We start from the raw sequence: 17,778 nt of genomic DNA, 5'->3' as shown, positions 1-17,778 counted from the left end.
ACCCAGTAGTTACTTAGAATTTTGCGTTACCAATCACGAATTGACTGATTGATCTCCCCGGCGTTCTCCGCTGCTGGGAGTGGAGTTCGCCTATGACCGAAACAGAAGTAAAGAAAACACAAGACAGCCTGCAGGACCGCCTCGCTCAAGTCATCGAGCTGCTGCAGCGTCAGCGCGTGGTCGAAGACCTGACGCATCGCCAGGAGGGTCAGCATCACGACCTCGTGGAAAACCTGGTTCACCGGCAAAACCTCGTCGAGCTGCAACGCAAGCTCGAAGACCTGCACTCCGCTGACGTCGCCCACATTCTTGAAGCTTTGCCCCTCAATGACCGTCTGACGGTCTGGCAACTGGTCAAGGCCGACCGCGACGGCGACATTCTTCTCGAAGTGTCGGACTCTGTCCGTGAAACCCTGATCGCCGACATGGACGATCAGGAGCTGTTGGCTGCCGCCAAGGAAATGGACGCCGACGAACTGGCGGACCTGGCGCCGGAGCTGCCGCGTGACGTCGTCCATGAGCTGATGGAAGCCCTGGACAGCCAGCAGCGTGAGCGCGTTCGCTCCGCGCTGTCGTACGACGACGAGCAAGTCGGCGCCTTGATGGACTTCGAGATGGTGACGATCCGTGAGGATGTCAGCCTTGAAGTGGTCTTGCGTTACCTGCGTCGCCTCAAAGAGCTGCCGGGCCACACAGATAAACTGTTTGTGGTCGATTACGCCGGTGTGCTCAAAGGCGTGCTGCCGATCAAGCGTCTGCTGGTCAACGATCCCGACAAGCAAGTGTCGGCGGTGATGGCCAGTGATCCGGTGAGTTTCCATCCGCAGGAAGACGCCTACGACGCCGCCCAGGCATTTGAGCGTTACGACCTTATTTCCGCGCCAGTGGTGGACAAGAACGGCAAGCTGGTCGGCCGTCTGACCATCGACGAAATGGTCGATCTGATTCGTGAGGAAAGCGAAAGCGAAGTACTCAACATGGCCGGTCTGCGCGAAGAAGAAGACATCTTCGCCTCCGTCTGGAAGTCCTTGCGCAACCGTTGGTCCTGGCTGGCGATCAACCTGATTACCGCGTTCATTGCGTCGCGGGTCATCGGCCTGTTCGAAGGCTCGATCGAGCGTCTGGTGGCGTTGGCTGCCTTGATGCCGATTGTGGCCGGGATTGGCGGCAACTCTGGTAACCAGACCATCACCATGATCGTGCGCGCCATGGCACTGGATCAAGTGAGCACCGGCAACACCTCGCGCCTGATGCGCAAGGAACTGGCAGTGGCCTTGGTCAATGGCGTGGTGTGGGGTGGGGTGATCGGTGTCGTGGCCTATTGGTTGTATGGCAGCTGGTCGCTGGGGGTGGTGATGACCGCCGCGATGACCCTCAATCTGCTGTTGGCGGCGTTCATGGGGGTGTTTATCCCGATGACGCTAGCGCGCTTTGGCCGGGATCCCGCAATGGGCGCCAGTGTAATGATTACTGCCATGACCGACAGCGGCGGCTTCTTCATTTTCCTCGGTCTGGCGACGCTTTTTTTGATGTAATCCGCTGAACCTGAACGCCGCCTGTAAGGGTGGCGGATTTATCGTTTTAGGCGCGCTTCGGGAGTATTACCTACATGTTACGGTCATATTTTGGAACGTATAATTTTACCTCGGAAACGCCGCATCCTGGCGCCTGTCCTTCAGGTAGCAACAGCTCAGCACGCGGACGGCTTGATGACGCTACCTCAGTTGGCCGCCTCTATTGGCGACCCTCCTTTTTAGTCCGACGCCCTCGCTAAAGTGTGCTGTGCTTTGACTGCCTGCTGCGCGGTTTCAAGCGAATGCGCGCGTTGATGTCTGGTCACGACCATACCCAGAACGCTGCTGGAATCACTGCCTATGAATAAAGTATTCCGTCATTACATTCCGGCCACTACACGGCGACTGCTGCCTAATCGCTGGGATCTGGTGGCCATGCCGCTGGTGATTGGTTTCCTGCTGTTTTTCTCGCTAGGTGCCGAGCAGACCTTTGCGCCGATATCGACCCTGCAAATCCAGGTGATTTCCCTCGACCCGTCGGACTTGCCTGAATATGCGGTGCGCACCACTTTGCGCATGCTCGCCGCGATGGTCGCGTCGCTGATTTTCACCTTGGTCTACGGCACCCTGGCGGCCAAGAGTCGTCGTGCCGAGAAGCTGCTGGTACCGGTGCTGGACATCCTGCAATCGGTGCCGGTTCTGGGCTATATCTCGTTTACCGTGACCTTCTTCCTGCTGTTGTTTCCGGGGCGGGTGCTGGGCGCTGAATGTGCGGCGATTTTCGCCATCTTCACCAGTCAGGCCTGGAACATGACGTTCAGCTTCTACCAATCGCTGCGCATGTTGCCGCGCGATCTGGAGGAAGTGTCCGCCAGTCTGCAGCTGTCCGGCTGGCAAAAGTTCTGGAAGCTGGACGTGCCGTTCGCCATTCCGGGCCTGGTATGGAACATGATGATGAGCATGTCCGGTGGCTGGTTCTTCGTGGTGGCTTCCGAAGCGATCACCGTGGGAGACAAGACCATCACCCTGCCTGGCGTGGGTTCCTATCTGGCGGCCGCCATCGAACATGGTGACATGCAGGCCGTGGGTTATGTGATTCTGGCGATGATTGCGGTCATCCTGATCTACGACCAGTTCCTGTTCCGGCCGCTGGTGGCCTGGGCGGATAAATTTCGCATGGAAGACACTTCTGCCGGCGGGGCGCCGGAGTCATGGGTGCTTAACCTGATCAATCGGACTCGCGTCATTCAGCGCCTGCTGCGGCCGTTTGCCCGGGCAATTACCCGTATCGGCCACATGCGCTTGAGCCTGCCGCGATCCAAAGCCGTGGAAGCGGTGTCGAGTCCGGCCACGTCGCGGGCTATCGACTGGATCTGGGGTGCGTTCATTGCCGTGCTCACCGTGTACACGTTGTACCGCATCGGGCTGTACGTCAGCAGCGGGGTCACGCTGGACGAGGTCGGCCATGTGCTCGGCCTGGCGTGCATCACGCTGGTGCGGGTGGTGCTGCTGATCGCTATCGCCTCGCTGATCTGGGTGCCGTTGGGGGTCATGATCGGCTTGCGGCCTCGGCTCGCCGAGAAAATCCAGCCTTTGGCGCAGTTCCTCGCGGCCTTCCCGGCGAACCTGCTGTTCCCGGTGTTTGTCATCGTGATCCTGCACTACAAGCTGAACCCGGACATCTGGCTCAGCCCGCTGATCGTGCTCGGCACCCAGTGGTACATCCTGTTCAACGTGATCGCCGGCGCCAGTGCATTTCCCAACGACTTTCGCGAGGCCTCGGCGAACTTCCGCATTCGTGGCTGGCTGTGGTGGCGCAAAGTGATGTTGCCCGGCATTTTTCCGTATTACGTCACCGGGGCGATTACCGCATCGGGTGGGGCGTGGAACGCCAGCATCGTGTCCGAGTTTGTGTCGTGGGGCCAGGACAAAGTGGTCGCCCATGGCCTGGGCGCCTATATCGCCGAGACCACTGCTGCCGGTGACTTCCCCAAGATCACCTTGGGTGTGGTGGTGATGTCGCTGTTTGTCGTGGCTTTCAATCGCTTGGTCTGGCGGCCGATGTACGCCATTGCCGAAAACAAACTGCGCCTGAATTAACGGAGTCGATCTCATGAACACCTTTAACGAACACACCGGCGCCGGCTCCGAGATCTACTCGCTCAGCAAAGTCAGCCGAGGCTTTGGCAAGGGCAAGGATGAATTGCAGGTACTCAGCGACGTCGACCTGACCTTGCGTGAGGGCGAAGTGGTCGGCTTGCTGGGGCGCTCCGGCTCGGGCAAGTCGACATTGTTGCGGATCATCGCCGGCCTGATCCAGCCGTCCTCCGGCGAGGTTCGATACAACGGCTCGCTGTTGACCGGGCCGGCCGAGGGCGTGGCCATGGTCTTCCAGACCTTCGCCTTGTTTCCGTGGCTGACCGTGCTGGAAAACGTCGAAGCCGGCCTTCAGGCGTTGCAGGTCCCGGCCAAAGAATCGCGCAAGCGGGCCTTGGCCGCCATCGACCTGATCGGCCTCGACGGCTTTGAAAACGCCTACCCGCGTGAATTGTCGGGTGGCATGCGTCAACGTGTAGGCTTTGCTCGCGGTCTGGTGGTCAACCCGACCCTGCTGCTGATGGACGAACCGTTCTCGGCACTGGATGTGTTGACGGCGGAAACCCTGCGCACCGACCTGCTGGATTTGTGGAGCGGCGGGCAGTTGCCGATCAAATCGATTCTGATCGTGACCCACAACATCGAAGAAGCGGTGCTGATGTGCGACCGGATTCTGGTGTTGTCGTCCAACCCCGGGCGCGTGGTCGCGGAAATCAAGGTGCCGTTCGCCCACCCGCGCAACCGCCTGGACCCGGTGTTCCGGCTCATGGTCGACGATATCTATGCGTTGATGACCAATCGACGTCGGGCAGACGCCAGCACCGGCAAGGCCGAATTGCAGTTGCGCAGTCCGCTGCCGCAGGTGTCGACCAACTTGATGGCTGGTTTGATCGAAGCACTGGCGGCCGAGCCGTATCACGGTCACGCGGGGCTGGCCAACGTGTCGGAGCGTTTGCTGTTGGAAGTGGACGATTTGTTCCCAGTGGCAGAGATGCTTGAGCACCTCGGCTTCGCGGATCTGAAGGGCGCGGATATCACGCTGACTGAAATCGGCAAGCTATTCGCCGAATACGGCACCCAGGAGCGCAAGGCTGTGTTTGCCGAGCGCCTGGTGCGTCACGTGCCATTGGCTGCGCGTATCCGTCAGGTGCTGCAAGAGCGTAATGGCCATTGGGCGCCACGGGTACGCTTTGAGCAAGAACTGGAGGACTCCCTCAGCGAGGACAAGGTTGAAAAAACCTTGGAGAGCGTGATCAGTTGGGGACGCTATGCCGAGATATTCTCCTACAACGACCATACCGAGACCTTCAGTTTGGAAGATGTCGAGGGAAGCCTGTAAGGCGTTCAGATGCCGCGCTGTCGTATTGCAAATATCTGTAGCAGTCCGGCTTGCCGGCGATGGTGGTTGTAAGGACAGCTGACTCTGTTACGCAAGGCTTGGATGGATGTGTATATCCGTAATTTGCGTTTAGCTGGTGTTATGGTTCCGCCCTGACGGCGGGTCACTTTTGGCAAACAGCCCCAAAAGTAACCAAAAGGTCCTTGCCCCGCCATCCGGGTCCTCGCTTAGGCTCGGACTGCCCTCACTCCGGTCCTGTTCCGGGGGCACGCCGCGACCCGCCATCCCTGGCGGGGGTCGCGGCTTGCTCGACATCCATGTCGAGCATCCCCCGGAACAGGACCTGCGTTCGGCCTGCTGGGAACGGGGCGATATGTGTATTCCTTCAGTTGGATCGCAAAGATCAAAATCAAGAGCGCAGCACACACCCCGTAGCAGCCCGGCTTGCCGGCGATGGCGGTCTCAAAGGTGCCATCACCGGCTAGCCGGACTACTACGGACTCAACATAAACATCAAACGCCAGACACAAAAAAGCCAGCAAAAGCTGGCCTGAATGTATGCGCTGTACTTCTATCAGGACTCGTCGTCAGCAGCGAGTTCTGTGTCGTGAGCAATCAGCGAGACAAGCGCGTTTTGCTGGCGATGAGAGAGTTGGCGGAAGCGTTGCAGCAATTCGCGCTCGTGCAGCGACAACTCAGGGCTGTCCAGACGCAGATTAGGCTCGTCGCCCAATGCGCCTTCCTGAATCAGGCTCTGTTCCAGGCGAGCAATGATCTCCGAGTTCATGCTGCGGTGATGGTTCTTGGCCACCTGATAGACACGGTCACGCATGCCGTCAGGAAGACGTACTACAAATTTGTCAGCCGTGCGGCTGGAATAAATAGCCTGTTTCATAGGGCTCATATATTTAACCGGTTAGTTCAGGGGGAGCGGTTCTGGCACTTGGCCGCCGGATGTCATGGTATGACAGTCGATTTGGCCGAATGTTCAACCTGAATTGTCAAAGAGGCCAGTATCATGCCTCACTTTTGCCGGTTCCTTGGCGTCAATTCTGTGACAAATATTGAACTGGATAAAGGCTTTTTGCCAGCACCAATTATCAGAATTGTGGTCTGTTTTGCAAAGTTTTCTGTCCCCATTGGCCGGATGAGTCTTTTTCGGTCATCACGGGAGCCAGGCGCTGCGCGACAGGATTACTTTGAGCTTAGAGTGCTTTGATCGATTTGCTAGCCAAAGGCCAGATAAATCAAGCCGCTGAGCGGGGAGATTGAGGCTATCGCAGCACGGGGTCAAATTTGATTTTGCGCCCGATCACCAACGCCAGCACAAACAGAACGACAAACACACCGGCCGCGATTTTGAGTAGTGCGCTGGCGGTGTTTTCATCCAGAGGAAGAGAAATGTCGATGGCCAACGCCATCAACGCCATAACCAGAAACGACAGTGCGGATTTTGACATGGCTGCTCTCGTACCTAGTGAAGGGAAGACAGGGCTTAGAATACCCACCGTTCAGAGCGATCACCCAATACCGACGAGGCTTCATCGCTGTCATTGGCAAGCATAGCCGGGTTCTGCGAAAGATGATTGAGCATCGCCAGTTGCGGCACCTGATGCAGCTGATGGGTAGGTTGCGTCAGGACATTGACCTGCTCCGTTTCACTGTCAGCGCCCACGAAGTGAAACGTCACCAATGCGACCAACGCTGCAGCATTCAGAAATGACAGGACAATGTTCATGTCGGCACCTTGGATTGCGGCTTTTTGTAGGAGGTTTCCGTCCTCTAAAGGCTGCACGGCTTGTGCCAAACGAAAATGTTTAAAATTACTATATAAATCAATTGGATAGATGTTGATTCGATCACGGTGATCGTGCAGCTTGCAATGATGGCTTTTTGAGTCAATGCAATTTGCACGATGTCGAAAAAAACCATCGTTCAAAATGACCGCCAGGGTTGTGGACTACAACGTAAAAAGCTACGGACGACATGACAAACTTGAGCCTTGCCGTTAACATGCACGCCGTCCTCGCTGGCACCATTCGTGTGCTGGCCCGTGTGTCTCAGTAGCTCAATTGGATAGAGCATCCCCCTCCTAAGGGGAAGGTTGGCAGTTCGAACCTGCCCTGGGACACCATATAATTCAAGGCTTGTTGGGACTGTTCAGGGACAGCCCCCGTTTTTCACACACCGGATGTCGATTTGTGAAATGCGAACACCCATCCTCCCCAACGGAAAAACCGTACACGCATTCTCCGGCGAAGCTTTTCCCATCATGCAATCAATCCCTCCAACCATGAGCGGATTCGAGTGGAAAGGGCAGGTCGACATTGGCGCAGAACCAGTCAACGTAGTCTTTACCCAGTGTGGGGAAGGGGACCAGAGGCGCACCGAAAAACGCTTGGTCCTTGCTGTTTCGCAGCATGGCGAGTTGGTCGCGGTTGGAGCCGGTACATACGTTACGCAGCCCGTGGTGTTCGATTATAGAAGCGCCCGAAAACCCACCTCGACGTCACCCCACCGTTACCTTTCTGCACGCTTTTGATCCTCATTCCTCCCCATTTCGCCCCCTTATCGCTCACAACCCAGCCTCCCACACCCCGTGTTTCTTAAATTGGCGCCAATTTTGGCGGTAGTTTAATAAAATTGGCTCGGTCCTTGCTCTTCACTTCGACCAAACCCCATTGAGGTGATGAGATGAGTCGTCTGTTCCCGTGTATCGACATCAGCGGTGCCCCGTTCGAGCGAGGCGTGCAGTACGGAAAAGCCTGCCCGCAGATCATTGCGCGCAGCATCGAGATTTACAGTCAGCAGCTGTTGGACATGGGTTATGACTGGGTGGGTATTCGCCGCTTGGTCAATCAGTTCGTGCCGAACATCGAAGCGTTTGAACCGGCGTATATCGAAGAAATGCGCGGCATCGCCGAAGGCTCGGGGCACGATTTCGAGGCCATTGTGCTGATCAACGCGCGCACCGAAATCATCCATTTGGGTCGCCGTAACCAGCACGATAAACCTGAACTGGATGGCTGCACCGGTGCCATCGTGTTGCCTGCTGCAACGCTCAACAACGAACTGCTGCACGGGCAGAACTGGGACTGGCGCGCGGAATGTGCAGAGACTGGCGTGGTGTTGCGCATTCGTCGTGAAGACGGCCCGGATGTGCTGACCTTCACGGAAGCGGGCGGTTTGGCGCGCGCAGGTTTGAACTCGATCGGCACGGCGATCACCGGTAACAACCTTGAGTCGGATCGTGATTACCGCGAGTTGGGTGTGCCGCTGCCGTTGATTCGGCGCAAGGCGCTGGAGGCTAACCACTTTGCGCTGGCAATGAAGGCCGTGGCGGTAACGCCGAAGTCGGGCTCCAACAACATGATGCTCAGCCATGCCGGCGGTTTTGCGATCAACTTCGAATGCGCGCCGGACGAAGTGTTCCCGTTGTTTGAGGACCGGGGCCTGGTGGTGCACGCCAACCATTGGCGCAGCCCGGCGGCGCAGGTGAAGCTGAAAAACACCGGCATCGGCGGTGCGCCCGAGAGTTTCTACCGCGACATCCGTGTCGAAGGCGCGCTCAGACCGCACCATGGCAGGTTGACCCTGGAGCACTTGAAAGCGGCCTTCTTCGACGACTTCGGGACGCCGTTCGCGGTCTGCCGTCCGCCGCGACCGAGCTCCAGCGGTGAGGACAATCTGTCGGCCACGGTGGCGATGATCCTGATGCGCCCGGCTGCGGGTTTCATGGAGATTGCACCGTTGCCCGCGATCAGCCGTGCCTTCGGCCAATACCAGTTGCCGATGGAATCCGATTACGCCCGTTACGCCGTGTGGTAAGCATCGCTCTGTCTGACCATGGGCCGGACTCCACCACCGAGGAACACACATGCTCCGTTTGATCTTTCAGCGTCTGGCCATGGCGGTCCCGACGTTACTGCTGATCTCTATCGCGGTGTTCGCGATGATCCGCTTGATCCCTGGCGATCCGGCGTTGCTGATGCTGGGCGACATGGCCGATCCGGCCAGCCTGGCCAGGTTGCGCCAATCGCTGGGGCTGGATCAGCCGCTGGTGGTGCAATACCTGATCTGGCTCAAGGCAGTGTTTTCCGGTGACCTGGGGCACTCGATCACCAGCGGGCAAGCGGTGCTGCCGTTGGTGCTGGATCGCTTCAGTGTCAGCCTGACCATCGTGCTCAACGCGGTGGCCCTGGCGGCGTTGATTGCGGTGCCGCTGGGGATGCTGGCGGCGTGGAAGCAGGACACCTTTGTCGACCTGAGCCTGGTCACCGTGGCAACGCTGCTGTTGTCGGTGCCGGGGTTCTGGATGGGGTTGTTGTTGCTCTACGTGTTCGGTCTGGAGTTGGGCTGGTTGCCGGTGGTGGGCTATGTGCCGTTCGGCGAAAACTTCGCCAAGGCGCTGTTGTACGTGATCTTGCCGATTGCCACGCTGGTGCTGCACGAGAGCGGGGTGATCATCCGCATGGCCCGGGCCAGCACCATTGAAGTGCTGCGACTGGACTACATCGCCCATGCCCGAGCCAAAGGTTTGTCGGAACGCGCGGTGCTGTGGCGCCATACCCTGCGCAACGCGTTCGCGCCCACCTGGACCCTGATTGGCTTGATCCTCGGCAACCTGCTGGGCGGGATTGCGGTGATCGAAACCGTGTTCACCATTCCCGGCATCGGTCGGCTGATGGTCGACTCCATCTACGCCCGCGACTACCCGGTCCTGCAGGGTTGCCTACTGCTGATCACCTTCGTCTACGTGCTGGTCAACCTGTTCGTGGACTTGATGTATCCGCTGTTCGATCCACGGGTGAAAGTATGAAAATCTTGAGTGAAATCGCACCGGCACCGACCACAGCCCCGGTTCGTCGACCGCTGCGCCTGCCGCCGCTCAATGCCTTGATCGGCGGCATTTTGCTGCTGATTCTGCTGACGATGGCCGTGGCCGGAATATTCTGGACGCCTTACGACCCGTTGCGGCTGGACCTGGCCCATCGTTTTCTCGCGCCTTCGTGGCCGCATGTGTTGGGCACCGATGAGTTCGGCCGCGACGTGCTCAGCCGTATCATCATCGGCGCCCGCACCAGCCTGTGGATCAGCCTGTTGACGGTGGTGATGGCGGTCAGCATCGGGACGTTTTTCGGCTTGCTGGCGGGCTATCTGCGGGGCTGGACCGACCGGATTCTGATGATGCTCAACGATGCGCTGCTGGCGTTTCCGGGGATGTTGCTGGCGCTGGGTTTGCTGGCCATCGTCGGTGCGAGTCAATACGGCATCGTGCTGGCATTGGGCATCGCTTACATCCCCACCGTAGTGCGCGTGGTGCGCAGTACCGTGCTGTCATTGCGTGAGCGGGAGTTCATCGAGGCGTCGCGGGTGATCGGCAACTCCGAGCTGTACACCCTGTGGCGTCACGTGGCACCGAACTGCATCGCGCCGCTGATCGTGCTCGCCACCAGCATGTTTGGTTGGGCGATTCTCTCTGAAAGCGCGCTGAGTTTTCTCGGCCTGGGCGTGCCACCGCCAGCCGCGACCTGGGGCAACATGCTGGCGTCCAGTCGTCCGCACCTGGTCACCGCGCCGTGGCTGGGCTTCTTCCCCGGCCTGATGATCGCCATCGCGCTGATCGGCATCAATCTTTTCGGTGACGCCCTGCGTGATCGCCTTGACCCACGGATGAGCCGCTAATGGATAACGTCAAGCCGCTATTGCGCGTCAACAACCTGTGCATCCAGGTCGGCACCGAAGGTTCGCTGGCAGTCGATCACTTGAGCTTCGACATGGCCCCCGGCGAGATCGTCGCGCTGGTCGGTGAATCCGGCAGCGGCAAGACCATGGCCGCGCGGGCGGTCATCGGTTTGCTGCCACCGCCGATGCGCGTGGCTTCCGGTGAGCTGCTGTTCGACGGCATCGACCTGTGCACCTTGCCCTACGACAGTTTGCGCGGGATTCGCGGGGCAAAGATCGGCATGGTGTTCCAGGAGCCGATGGTCTCGCTCAACCCGACCCTGACCATCGGCCAGCAGATGGCCGAGGGGTTGCGCCTGCACACCGACCAGGATGAGAAAACCATCCGCAGCCGCTCGCTGGAGATGCTACGCCGGATCGGCATCGATGACCCTGAACGCTGCCTGAGCGCATTCCCCCACGAGTTTTCCGGCGGCATGCGCCAGCGCATCATGCTGGCCTCGGTAATGCTGTTGCGCCCGGCGTTGTTGATCGCCGATGAGCCGACCACCGCCCTCGACACCCTGGCGCAGGCCGACGTCATCGCCTTGATGCTGGAACTGACGCGGGAGCAGGGCACGGCGGTGTTGTTCATCAGCCACGACCTGTCGCTGGTGGTACGCCATGCTCATAAAGTGGTGGTGATGCGCCAGGGTAAAGCCATCGAGGCCGGCCCTACGCAACAGATTTTGCTCGGGCCCAAAGCCGACTACACCCGCCAGTTGCTCGACGCCTTGCCGACCCGCGGGCAACTAACGGCGGTGGCTCACGCGTCGCCGTTGGTTGACATGCGCAACGTGACCATCGACCACCCCGGTCGTCAGCGTTTTTTCACCCGCAGCCCGGCCAAGCGTGCGGTCGACGGGGTCAATCTGCAAATCAGCGCGGGGGAAACCGTGGCGCTGGTGGGCGGCAGCGGCTCGGGAAAAACCACCTTGGGGCGCTCGGTGGTGGGGCTGATCAAGCCCTCGGCCGGCGAGATATTTTTCGACGGCGTCGACATTCTCAAAAGTGGCAACCGCGAGCATCGCCTGCAATGCCAGATGATTTTCCAAGATCCGGTGTCGTCGCTCGACCCACGGGCGCGGATTGCCGACATTCTCGCCGAACCTCTGCGCCATGTGCCGGGCCTCGGTCGCGAAGAGCGTGCCGAACGGGTGCGCACCATTCTCAAGGATGTCGGCCTCGATGCGCAGTTCGCCAACCGTTTTCCGCATCAGCTTTCCGGTGGGCAACGGCAGCGGGTGGCCATCGGTCGAGCGTTGATTCGGCACCCGAAACTGGTGATCGCCGACGAGCCGATTTCCGCCCTCGACATGACCATTCAAAAACAGATTCTTGAGTTGTTCGAACGCTTGCAGGCGCAGTACGGCTTCGCCTGCCTGTTCATCTCCCATGACCTGGCGGCGGTGGAACGTATCGCCCATCGGGTGGCGGTGATGCAACACGGCAAAGTGGTGGAAGTTGGCGCCACCGCCGAGGTGTTCGATCGTCCTCAGCATGCCTTTACTCGTCGGTTGCTGGCGGCGGCCAACCCGCTGCAACGCTTGGCGGATGGCAGTTATCAACTGCGCAATAACGGATCGTGAAGTACCTGAATACCGTTGCTAGGGTGACGGCTCCGCTATGTTTTGGCTTGAATAAGGAATCGCTGATGAAATGCTCGTTGAAGAAGGCGCTGGCCGTGGGACTGGTCGCGATGATCGGTACCGGTGTGGTGCAGGCTCAAGCGCTGCGCCTGGCGCTCAACTCGGATATTCGCAGCCTAGACCCTGGGGTCAATCGCGATGACCGCACCGACCAGGTGTTGCTGCACGTGGTCGAAGGCCTGATGGCATACGGCGAGAAGGGCGAGGTCAAGCCGCTGCTGGCACAGAAGGTCGATGTCTCGGCCGATGGCCTGAGCTACACCTTCACCCTGCGCCAGGGCGTGACCTTCCAGAATGGTGAACCGCTGACTTCAGCCGACGTGCTGTGGAGCTGGAACCGCGACATGGACCCCAAGACCCAATGGCGCTGCCTGCCGGAGTTCGATGGCAGCGGCTCGACCAAAGTCGTCGAGGTCACGGCGCCGGATGCGCAGACGGTGATCATGCGTCTGGAGAAGCCCAGCGGCATGTTCCTCGCCACTCTGGCGCGTACCGATTGCGGCGGCACGGCGGTGCTGAACAAGGCCTCGGTCAACGCCCAGGGCGAGTTCGTCAAACCGATCGGCACCGGCCCTTATCAACTGGTGGAATGGAAGCGCGGGCAGTACATCAGCCTGAGCAAGTTCGCCGATTATAAGTCCTTGCCCGGCCCGCGTGACGGCTACACCGGCGGCAAGCAGGCGCTGACCGATGAAGTGCGTTTCGTGATCATCCCGGATCAGGCGACGGTCAAGGCGGCGCTGTTCTCCGGTGATCTGGACATGGCCGAAGTCACCGAAACCGACCTGCCGGAAATCAAGAGCCACGCTAACTTGCAGGTGTCCACGGCGCCCAGCGCGACCATGAACGTGCTGATGTTCCAGACCCGCGATCCGTTGCTCAAGGACAAGCGCATTCGTCAGGCAATTGCGGCGGCGATCGACATCAAACAATTGGTCGCCACCACCAGTAACGGCTTCGGCGTCGCCAATAACTCGGTGATCAGTGTGGCCTCCAACTACTACAGCGCCAAAGAGCAGGGCGGCTTCACCTACGACCCGCAAAAAGCCATTCAACTACTGCAAGAAGCCGGCTATCACGGTCAGCCGCTGACCATCGTCGCCAACAAGCGTTCGATGGTGCCGAGCTACGACCTGGCGATCATCACCCAGGCGATGTTGCAGGCGGTCGGTATGAACGTGCAGGTCGAAGTCATGGAGTGGGGCACCCAGCTTGAGCGCTACCAGAGCGGGCGTTATCAGGCGATGTCGTTCACCTATTCGGCGCGTTTCGATCCAGCGCTGAGCTTCGAACAAGTGACCGGCAACAAGGACAAAGAATCGCGCAAAGTCTGGGAAGACCCGGAGGCCATGGACCTGCTGGCGCAGTCGCTGAAGGAAGGTGACGTGGCCAAGCGTCAGGCGATCTTTGACCAGTTGCATGCGCGCTTCATCGATCAGGTGCCGATGATCGTGATGTACAACGGCCTCGACATCATGGCCCTGAACAAAAACGTCGAAGGCTACAACGCCTGGATCGGCCAGAAGCCGCGCCTGTGGGGCGTCAGCATCAAGCAGTGAGGGTCAGGGTTGCAGCGGGATCTGGCGAATGTGGGCGGCGATCAGTTGTTTGAGCCGTTCACGGTCGTCGTCACGCAAGGCCTCGACCATTTGGAAATGTTCGCGGCTCGATTGCTCGGCGCGCAGGTGCGTACGCCAGGTACCGCCGGGTGAAGAGGGCGGCCGGCTGCGCATCTCATCGATCAGTTCGAGCAATTGGTGATTGGTGCACAGGTCATAGAGCACGCGGTGGAATTCCAGATTGGCGTTGTAGCGCTCCAGCACTGTGCCTTCCTGGACCAGGGTGTTGAAGCGTTGGGCCAGCGTCTCGAGTTCTGCCAGATGTTCTGCGCTGACCACCATTTGATTGACCGCCGCGCACTCCAGCGCGACGCGTATTTCGCGGGCGTCGGAGACTTGATCGAGATCGGGGGTGTGCACGTAGTAACCGCGATTGGGGATGTGCTCGACCATGTGCTTGAGCACCAGTTGATCGAGGGCGCGGCGGACATCGAGTCGCGAGTGACCGTAGCGCTCCTCCAGGTCGATCTGCTTGAGCCAGCTACCGGCGGGAAGGATGCCAGCGTTGATGTCTTTAGAGATCAACAGGACCAACTGACTGCGATCGGTAACGGTTTTGTTCAAAAGAGCCATCCGCATAGCCCTGAAGCGGGCGAGATTACAGGCGATGAGCGGGTATTGGCTGCTCAGCGCCAGAACTTAAAACGTTGCCAATAATGGCACAAATTACAACGAGGTTTAACGATGTTAGCCAACACCGAAGACACGCCTGAGGCCCGTCACCGCAAGATGTATTACCGTGGCAGCACCACCATTTTTTCGTGCCGTAAAGACCCGCGCTTCGCCTACTGCCTGTACGTGCCACAAAGCTTTGACAGCGCTCCCGAAGAACATCAACTGTTGGTCGCCGTGCACGGCACCGGGCGCACCATGGTTGAGTATCGCGATGCGTTTGCCGAGTTTGGGCGCTTCAACAAATACGTGATCCTCGCGCCGCTGTTTCCGGTAGGCCCGCTGGGTGATGGCAATCCCCACGGCTTCAAATACCTGATCGAAGGCGACATCCGATACGACGCAGTGTTGCTGGCGATGGTCGATGAAGTGGCGGGCGCACTGGGCACCGCGTTCGACAAGTTTTCGTTGTTTGGTTATTCGGGGGGCGGTCACTTTGCCAACCGCTTCTACTACCTGCACCCGGAACGCCTGCGCTCGGTGTCCATCGGCGCGCCGGGTTCGGTGACGCTGATCGACGAAGGTCGCGACTGGTGGGTAGGGACGGGTGGTATTGAAGCGATCTTCGGCAAGCGCCTGGACCTGGACGCGTTGCGTCAGGTCGACGTGCAACTGCTGGTGGGCGCTGCTGACCTGGAAACCTGGGAAATCCACTACTCACCGGGATCGGTGCAGTACATGGAAGGCATCAACGATTCCGGGCGAACTCGCGTCGAGCGTAACGCCACCCTGGCGCGCAACCTTGAAGCGTATGACATTCGGGTGCAGCAAGACATCGTACCCAACACCGCCCACGCGGGGATGTCGGTGGTGCCCTATGTGCAGGACTTCCTGCTCGGGCTCACGAACTAAGGTCGCTGCTTAAGCGTTGTAGCCAAACTCGGTGTCCAGCGTCGCGGCCTGTACCAGATCAATCAGGGCATACACCTTGTTGACGGCGTACAGAGTCATGGCGCTGAGCAGCAGAACATTGATTACGTGGAAGATCATGGCTGTATTCCCGGTCAGGTTTGGATGGCGCCATTGTTACCGGCGCGGGCCAAAATCCGAAGGAATCCACGTTTATGGTGTTCATCGATGGGATTGATAGTGGGCTGAAGCTTTCGCCAACTGGGTTTCAAGCAATACACATAACCTTCTGCAGCTCCTTGATTTGTGCATGGCACAGGCTCTGTCCTCGAGCAGGCCTGCTATAGCAGATCCCTCTGCAAATACCCCAACACCGCGCGCATCACCCGTCGTTCAAGGCTTTGCGCGTCCAGCTCGCCGCGCTCGCCGGCGGCGTCAATCATCCCCCGGACAATCGCCAACACGTCGTCGGCGACGGTGTCGATGTCGCTGATCGGCGGCTGCATCTCTGGTAATGACAACGCCTCGACCAGCACCGATTGGATCAGCATCGCCACCCGTTGGTGCCGTTCATCCATCGGCAATCGACGCTCTTCGAAATCAATAACCCGCGCGAGGTCGGGGCGGCGCAGCTGGTGGGCTACAGCGGCCTGGACCATGCCGGTGATGCGTTGTAGCGCAGTATCGCGTTGGCTGGCCTGCTCGACATCGTGCAGCAGTTGCGCGGTCTCGCGTTCGATCAAGGCCGCGGTCAATGCGTCACGGTTGGGGAAGTACTGGTACAACGAGCCAATGCTCACGCCCGCCTTCTGCGCCACGGCGTTGGTGGTGCAGGCGACCAGGCCCTGGCTTTCCAGAATGCGAGCAGCGGCTTCGAGAATGCTTTCGACGGTGTGCGCCGAGCGCTTTTGGCCCGGTTGTTTGCGGGGGGAAAGCGAGGGGGATTTGGCCATGGTCGGAATGCAAGTTTAGAAAGTGAGTGATAACTCGCATTTTGAACCTGCCGCAACCTCATCTTCAACCCCCTGCCTCATCGGAATATTGATCCTGTCAGCTACCTCGACTATCCGCGTCCTCACTGTGTTCATGCGGGTCTAAACCACCCTGGAATAGCCCCTCGCACAGCTTTACCTTTTTTTACCATTCGTCACCTGGAATGCCCCTTAAAAACTCTGTTTGTCACCTGTCTCTGATTCAGAGGTACGCGGCAATACGGGGTTTTTCCCTCTGTGCGTCTACAGAGTTTGCGAGAAGTGCACTGCACATTACTGATGTTAAAAAATGTTAGATTAAAAAACAGCTTCACATAATCTGATCATTGGTGGATTATCGGTTCCTGCCTTTTTCACCGCGGCCTGCCACCTGCGCCTTGTTGGCGTTGCGAAACCCGCCGCTGTTTCTCTGGAGTCCCCATGAATAACAAGAATGTCGGTGTCGTTGGTTTGGGTGCGATGGGTCTGGGCATCGCCCGCTCGTTGCTGCGCAGCGGTTTCAATGTGCACGCGTGTGATGTTCGCGCGGCAGTGACCGAGCAGTTCGCCAGCGAAGGCGGGGTGGCCTGCACGTCGCCAGCGCAGATGGCCAGCTCCTGCGACGTGATCATTACCGTGGTGGTGAATGCCGAGCAGACCGAAACCGTGTTGTTTGGTGAAAATGGCGCGGTCGCAGCCCTGCGGCCGGGCAGTCTACTGATCGGCTGCGCGACGGTGGCACCGACCTACGCCGTGGAGCTGGGCCAACGTCTGGCCGAGAAGGGGCTGCTCTATCTCGACGCGCCGATCTCCGGTGGCGCGGCCAAGGCGGCTGCGGGTGAGATGACCATGATGACTTCAGGACCGGCCGATGCCTACGCCAAGGCGGAAGCGATCCTGCAAGGCATGGCCGGCAAGGTCTATCGCCTCGGGGACGCTCACGGCCTGGGTTCGAAGGTAAAAATCATCAACCAGTTGCTGGCCGGCGTGCACATCGCTGCGTCCGCCGAAGCCATGGCCCTGGGCCTGCGTGAAGGCGTCGATGCCGATGCGTTGTACGAAGTCATCACCCACAGCGCCGGCAATTCCTGGATGTTCGAAAACCGCGTGCCGCACATTCTCAAGGCGGATTACACGCCGCTGTCGGCGGTGGATATTTTCGTCAAGGATTTGGGCCTGGTGCTGGATACCGCGCGCGCCAGCAAATTTCCGCTGCCGTTGTCTGCCACCGCGCACCAGATGTTCATGCAGGCTTCCAGTGCCGGTTTCGGTCGCGAAGACGACTCGGCAGTGATCAAAATTTTCCCCGGCATCGAACTGCCGAAAGCCAAGTGAGGAGCGCAC

Annotated in this window: 16 protein-coding genes and 1 tRNA gene; 11 read left to right on the top strand and 6 right to left on the bottom strand. The window is 59.2% G+C overall.

All coding sequences use genetic code 11. The features are described 5' to 3' along the window. The first annotated feature begins 92 nt into the window (after positions 1–92). The 3 genes from mgtE to ACF0H7_RS23115 all read left to right on the top strand — a co-directional run bounded on the left by mgtE (position 93) and on the right by ACF0H7_RS23115 (position 4,950). Entirely contained in the window at positions 93–1,535 is a 1,443-nt protein-coding gene (gene mgtE, locus ACF0H7_RS23125; RefSeq protein WP_397449175.1) for a magnesium transporter, read from the top strand. A gap of 339 nt (positions 1,536–1,874) precedes the next feature. Beyond that, entirely contained in the window at positions 1,875–3,614 is a 1,740-nt protein-coding gene (locus ACF0H7_RS23120) for an ABC transporter permease (RefSeq protein WP_397449174.1), read from the top strand. Between the two features lie 13 nt (positions 3,615–3,627). Next, complete coding sequence (locus ACF0H7_RS23115; protein ID WP_397449173.1) at positions 3,628–4,950, top strand: AAA-associated domain-containing protein; 1,323 nt, start codon at positions 3,628–3,630, stop codon at positions 4,948–4,950. 574 nt (positions 4,951–5,524) lie between these two features. Here the strand turns inward: ACF0H7_RS23115 and ACF0H7_RS23110 are convergent. The 3 genes from ACF0H7_RS23110 to ACF0H7_RS23100 form a co-directional block, all read right to left on the bottom strand. Further along, positions 5,525–5,854 (bottom strand): Arc family DNA-binding protein, encoded by a 330-nt coding sequence (locus tag ACF0H7_RS23110; protein ID WP_397449172.1) that lies wholly within the window; start codon positions 5,852–5,854, stop codon positions 5,525–5,527. Between the two features lie 370 nt (positions 5,855–6,224). Next, the gene (locus ACF0H7_RS23105) at positions 6,225–6,410 is read right to left on the bottom strand and encodes a PA3371 family protein (protein ID WP_397449171.1); all 186 of its coding nucleotides are present in this window, start codon (positions 6,408–6,410) and stop codon (positions 6,225–6,227) included. 35 nt (positions 6,411–6,445) lie between these two features. Further along, entirely contained in the window at positions 6,446–6,889 is a 444-nt protein-coding gene (locus ACF0H7_RS23100; RefSeq protein WP_397449170.1) for a hypothetical protein, read from the bottom strand. Between the two features lie 118 nt (positions 6,890–7,007). Here ACF0H7_RS23100 and ACF0H7_RS23095 point away from each other — a divergent pair. From ACF0H7_RS23095 to ACF0H7_RS23070, 6 genes are all read left to right on the top strand, one after another. Continuing rightward, positions 7,008–7,084: transfer RNA gene (locus tag ACF0H7_RS23095), tRNA-Arg, on the top strand. Between the two features lie 560 nt (positions 7,085–7,644). Further along, complete coding sequence (locus ACF0H7_RS23090) at positions 7,645–8,778, top strand: C45 family autoproteolytic acyltransferase/hydolase (RefSeq protein ID WP_397449169.1); 1,134 nt, start codon at positions 7,645–7,647, stop codon at positions 8,776–8,778. Between the two features lie 49 nt (positions 8,779–8,827). Continuing rightward, complete coding sequence (locus ACF0H7_RS23085; protein ID WP_397449168.1) at positions 8,828–9,769, top strand: ABC transporter permease; 942 nt, start codon at positions 8,828–8,830, stop codon at positions 9,767–9,769. Beyond that, a complete protein-coding gene (locus ACF0H7_RS23080; protein WP_397449167.1) occupies positions 9,766–10,635 on the top strand; it encodes an ABC transporter permease in 870 nt (289 codons plus the stop codon). Before ACF0H7_RS23085 ends, ACF0H7_RS23080 begins: the two co-directional genes overlap by 4 nt. Continuing rightward, positions 10,635–12,263 carry an ABC transporter ATP-binding protein gene (locus tag ACF0H7_RS23075; RefSeq protein ID WP_397449166.1) on the top strand — a complete coding sequence of 543 codons (1,629 nt, stop codon included), beginning with the start codon at positions 10,635–10,637 and terminating at the stop codon, positions 12,261–12,263. Before ACF0H7_RS23080 ends, ACF0H7_RS23075 begins: the two co-directional genes overlap by 1 nt. A gap of 65 nt (positions 12,264–12,328) precedes the next feature. Next, positions 12,329–13,882: an ABC transporter substrate-binding protein gene (locus ACF0H7_RS23070; RefSeq protein ID WP_397449165.1), complete on the top strand. Its 1,554-nt coding sequence runs from the start codon at positions 12,329–12,331 to the stop codon at positions 13,880–13,882. 3 nt (positions 13,883–13,885) lie between these two features. Here ACF0H7_RS23070 and ACF0H7_RS23065 read toward each other — a convergent pair whose 3' ends face one another. Continuing rightward, positions 13,886–14,515 (bottom strand): GntR family transcriptional regulator, encoded by a 630-nt coding sequence (locus ACF0H7_RS23065; protein WP_397449164.1) that lies wholly within the window; start codon positions 14,513–14,515, stop codon positions 13,886–13,888. A 111-nt stretch (positions 14,516–14,626) separates the two neighbouring features. Between ACF0H7_RS23065 and ACF0H7_RS23060 the strand changes: the two genes are divergently transcribed. After that, entirely contained in the window at positions 14,627–15,466 is an 840-nt protein-coding gene (locus tag ACF0H7_RS23060; protein WP_397449163.1) for an alpha/beta fold hydrolase, read from the top strand. A gap of 9 nt (positions 15,467–15,475) precedes the next feature. Here ACF0H7_RS23060 and ACF0H7_RS23055 read toward each other — a convergent pair whose 3' ends face one another. Both ACF0H7_RS23055 and ACF0H7_RS23050 read right to left on the bottom strand, forming a co-directional pair. Continuing rightward, a complete protein-coding gene (locus ACF0H7_RS23055; RefSeq protein ID WP_397449162.1) occupies positions 15,476–15,604 on the bottom strand; it encodes a hypothetical protein in 129 nt (42 codons plus the stop codon). A 200-nt stretch (positions 15,605–15,804) separates the two neighbouring features. Continuing rightward, entirely contained in the window at positions 15,805–16,416 is a 612-nt protein-coding gene (locus ACF0H7_RS23050) for a TetR/AcrR family transcriptional regulator (protein ID WP_397449161.1), read from the bottom strand. A gap of 402 nt (positions 16,417–16,818) precedes the next feature. Here ACF0H7_RS23050 and ltnD point away from each other — a divergent pair, with 402 nt between their 5' ends. Further along, positions 16,819–17,769, top strand: a complete 951-nt coding sequence (ltnD, locus tag ACF0H7_RS23045) for an L-threonate dehydrogenase (RefSeq protein WP_397453994.1) — start codon at positions 16,819–16,821, stop codon at positions 17,767–17,769. The last annotated feature ends 9 nt before the right edge of the window (positions 17,770–17,778 follow it).

The organism is Pseudomonas sp. NA-150 (genome assembly GCF_044336365.1).
In the GTDB taxonomy this organism is placed as follows: domain Bacteria; phylum Pseudomonadota; class Gammaproteobacteria; order Pseudomonadales; family Pseudomonadaceae; genus Aquipseudomonas.
Note: the sequence above shows the minus strand (reverse complement) of the source record. Positions and strands in the feature narration are given on the sequence as shown.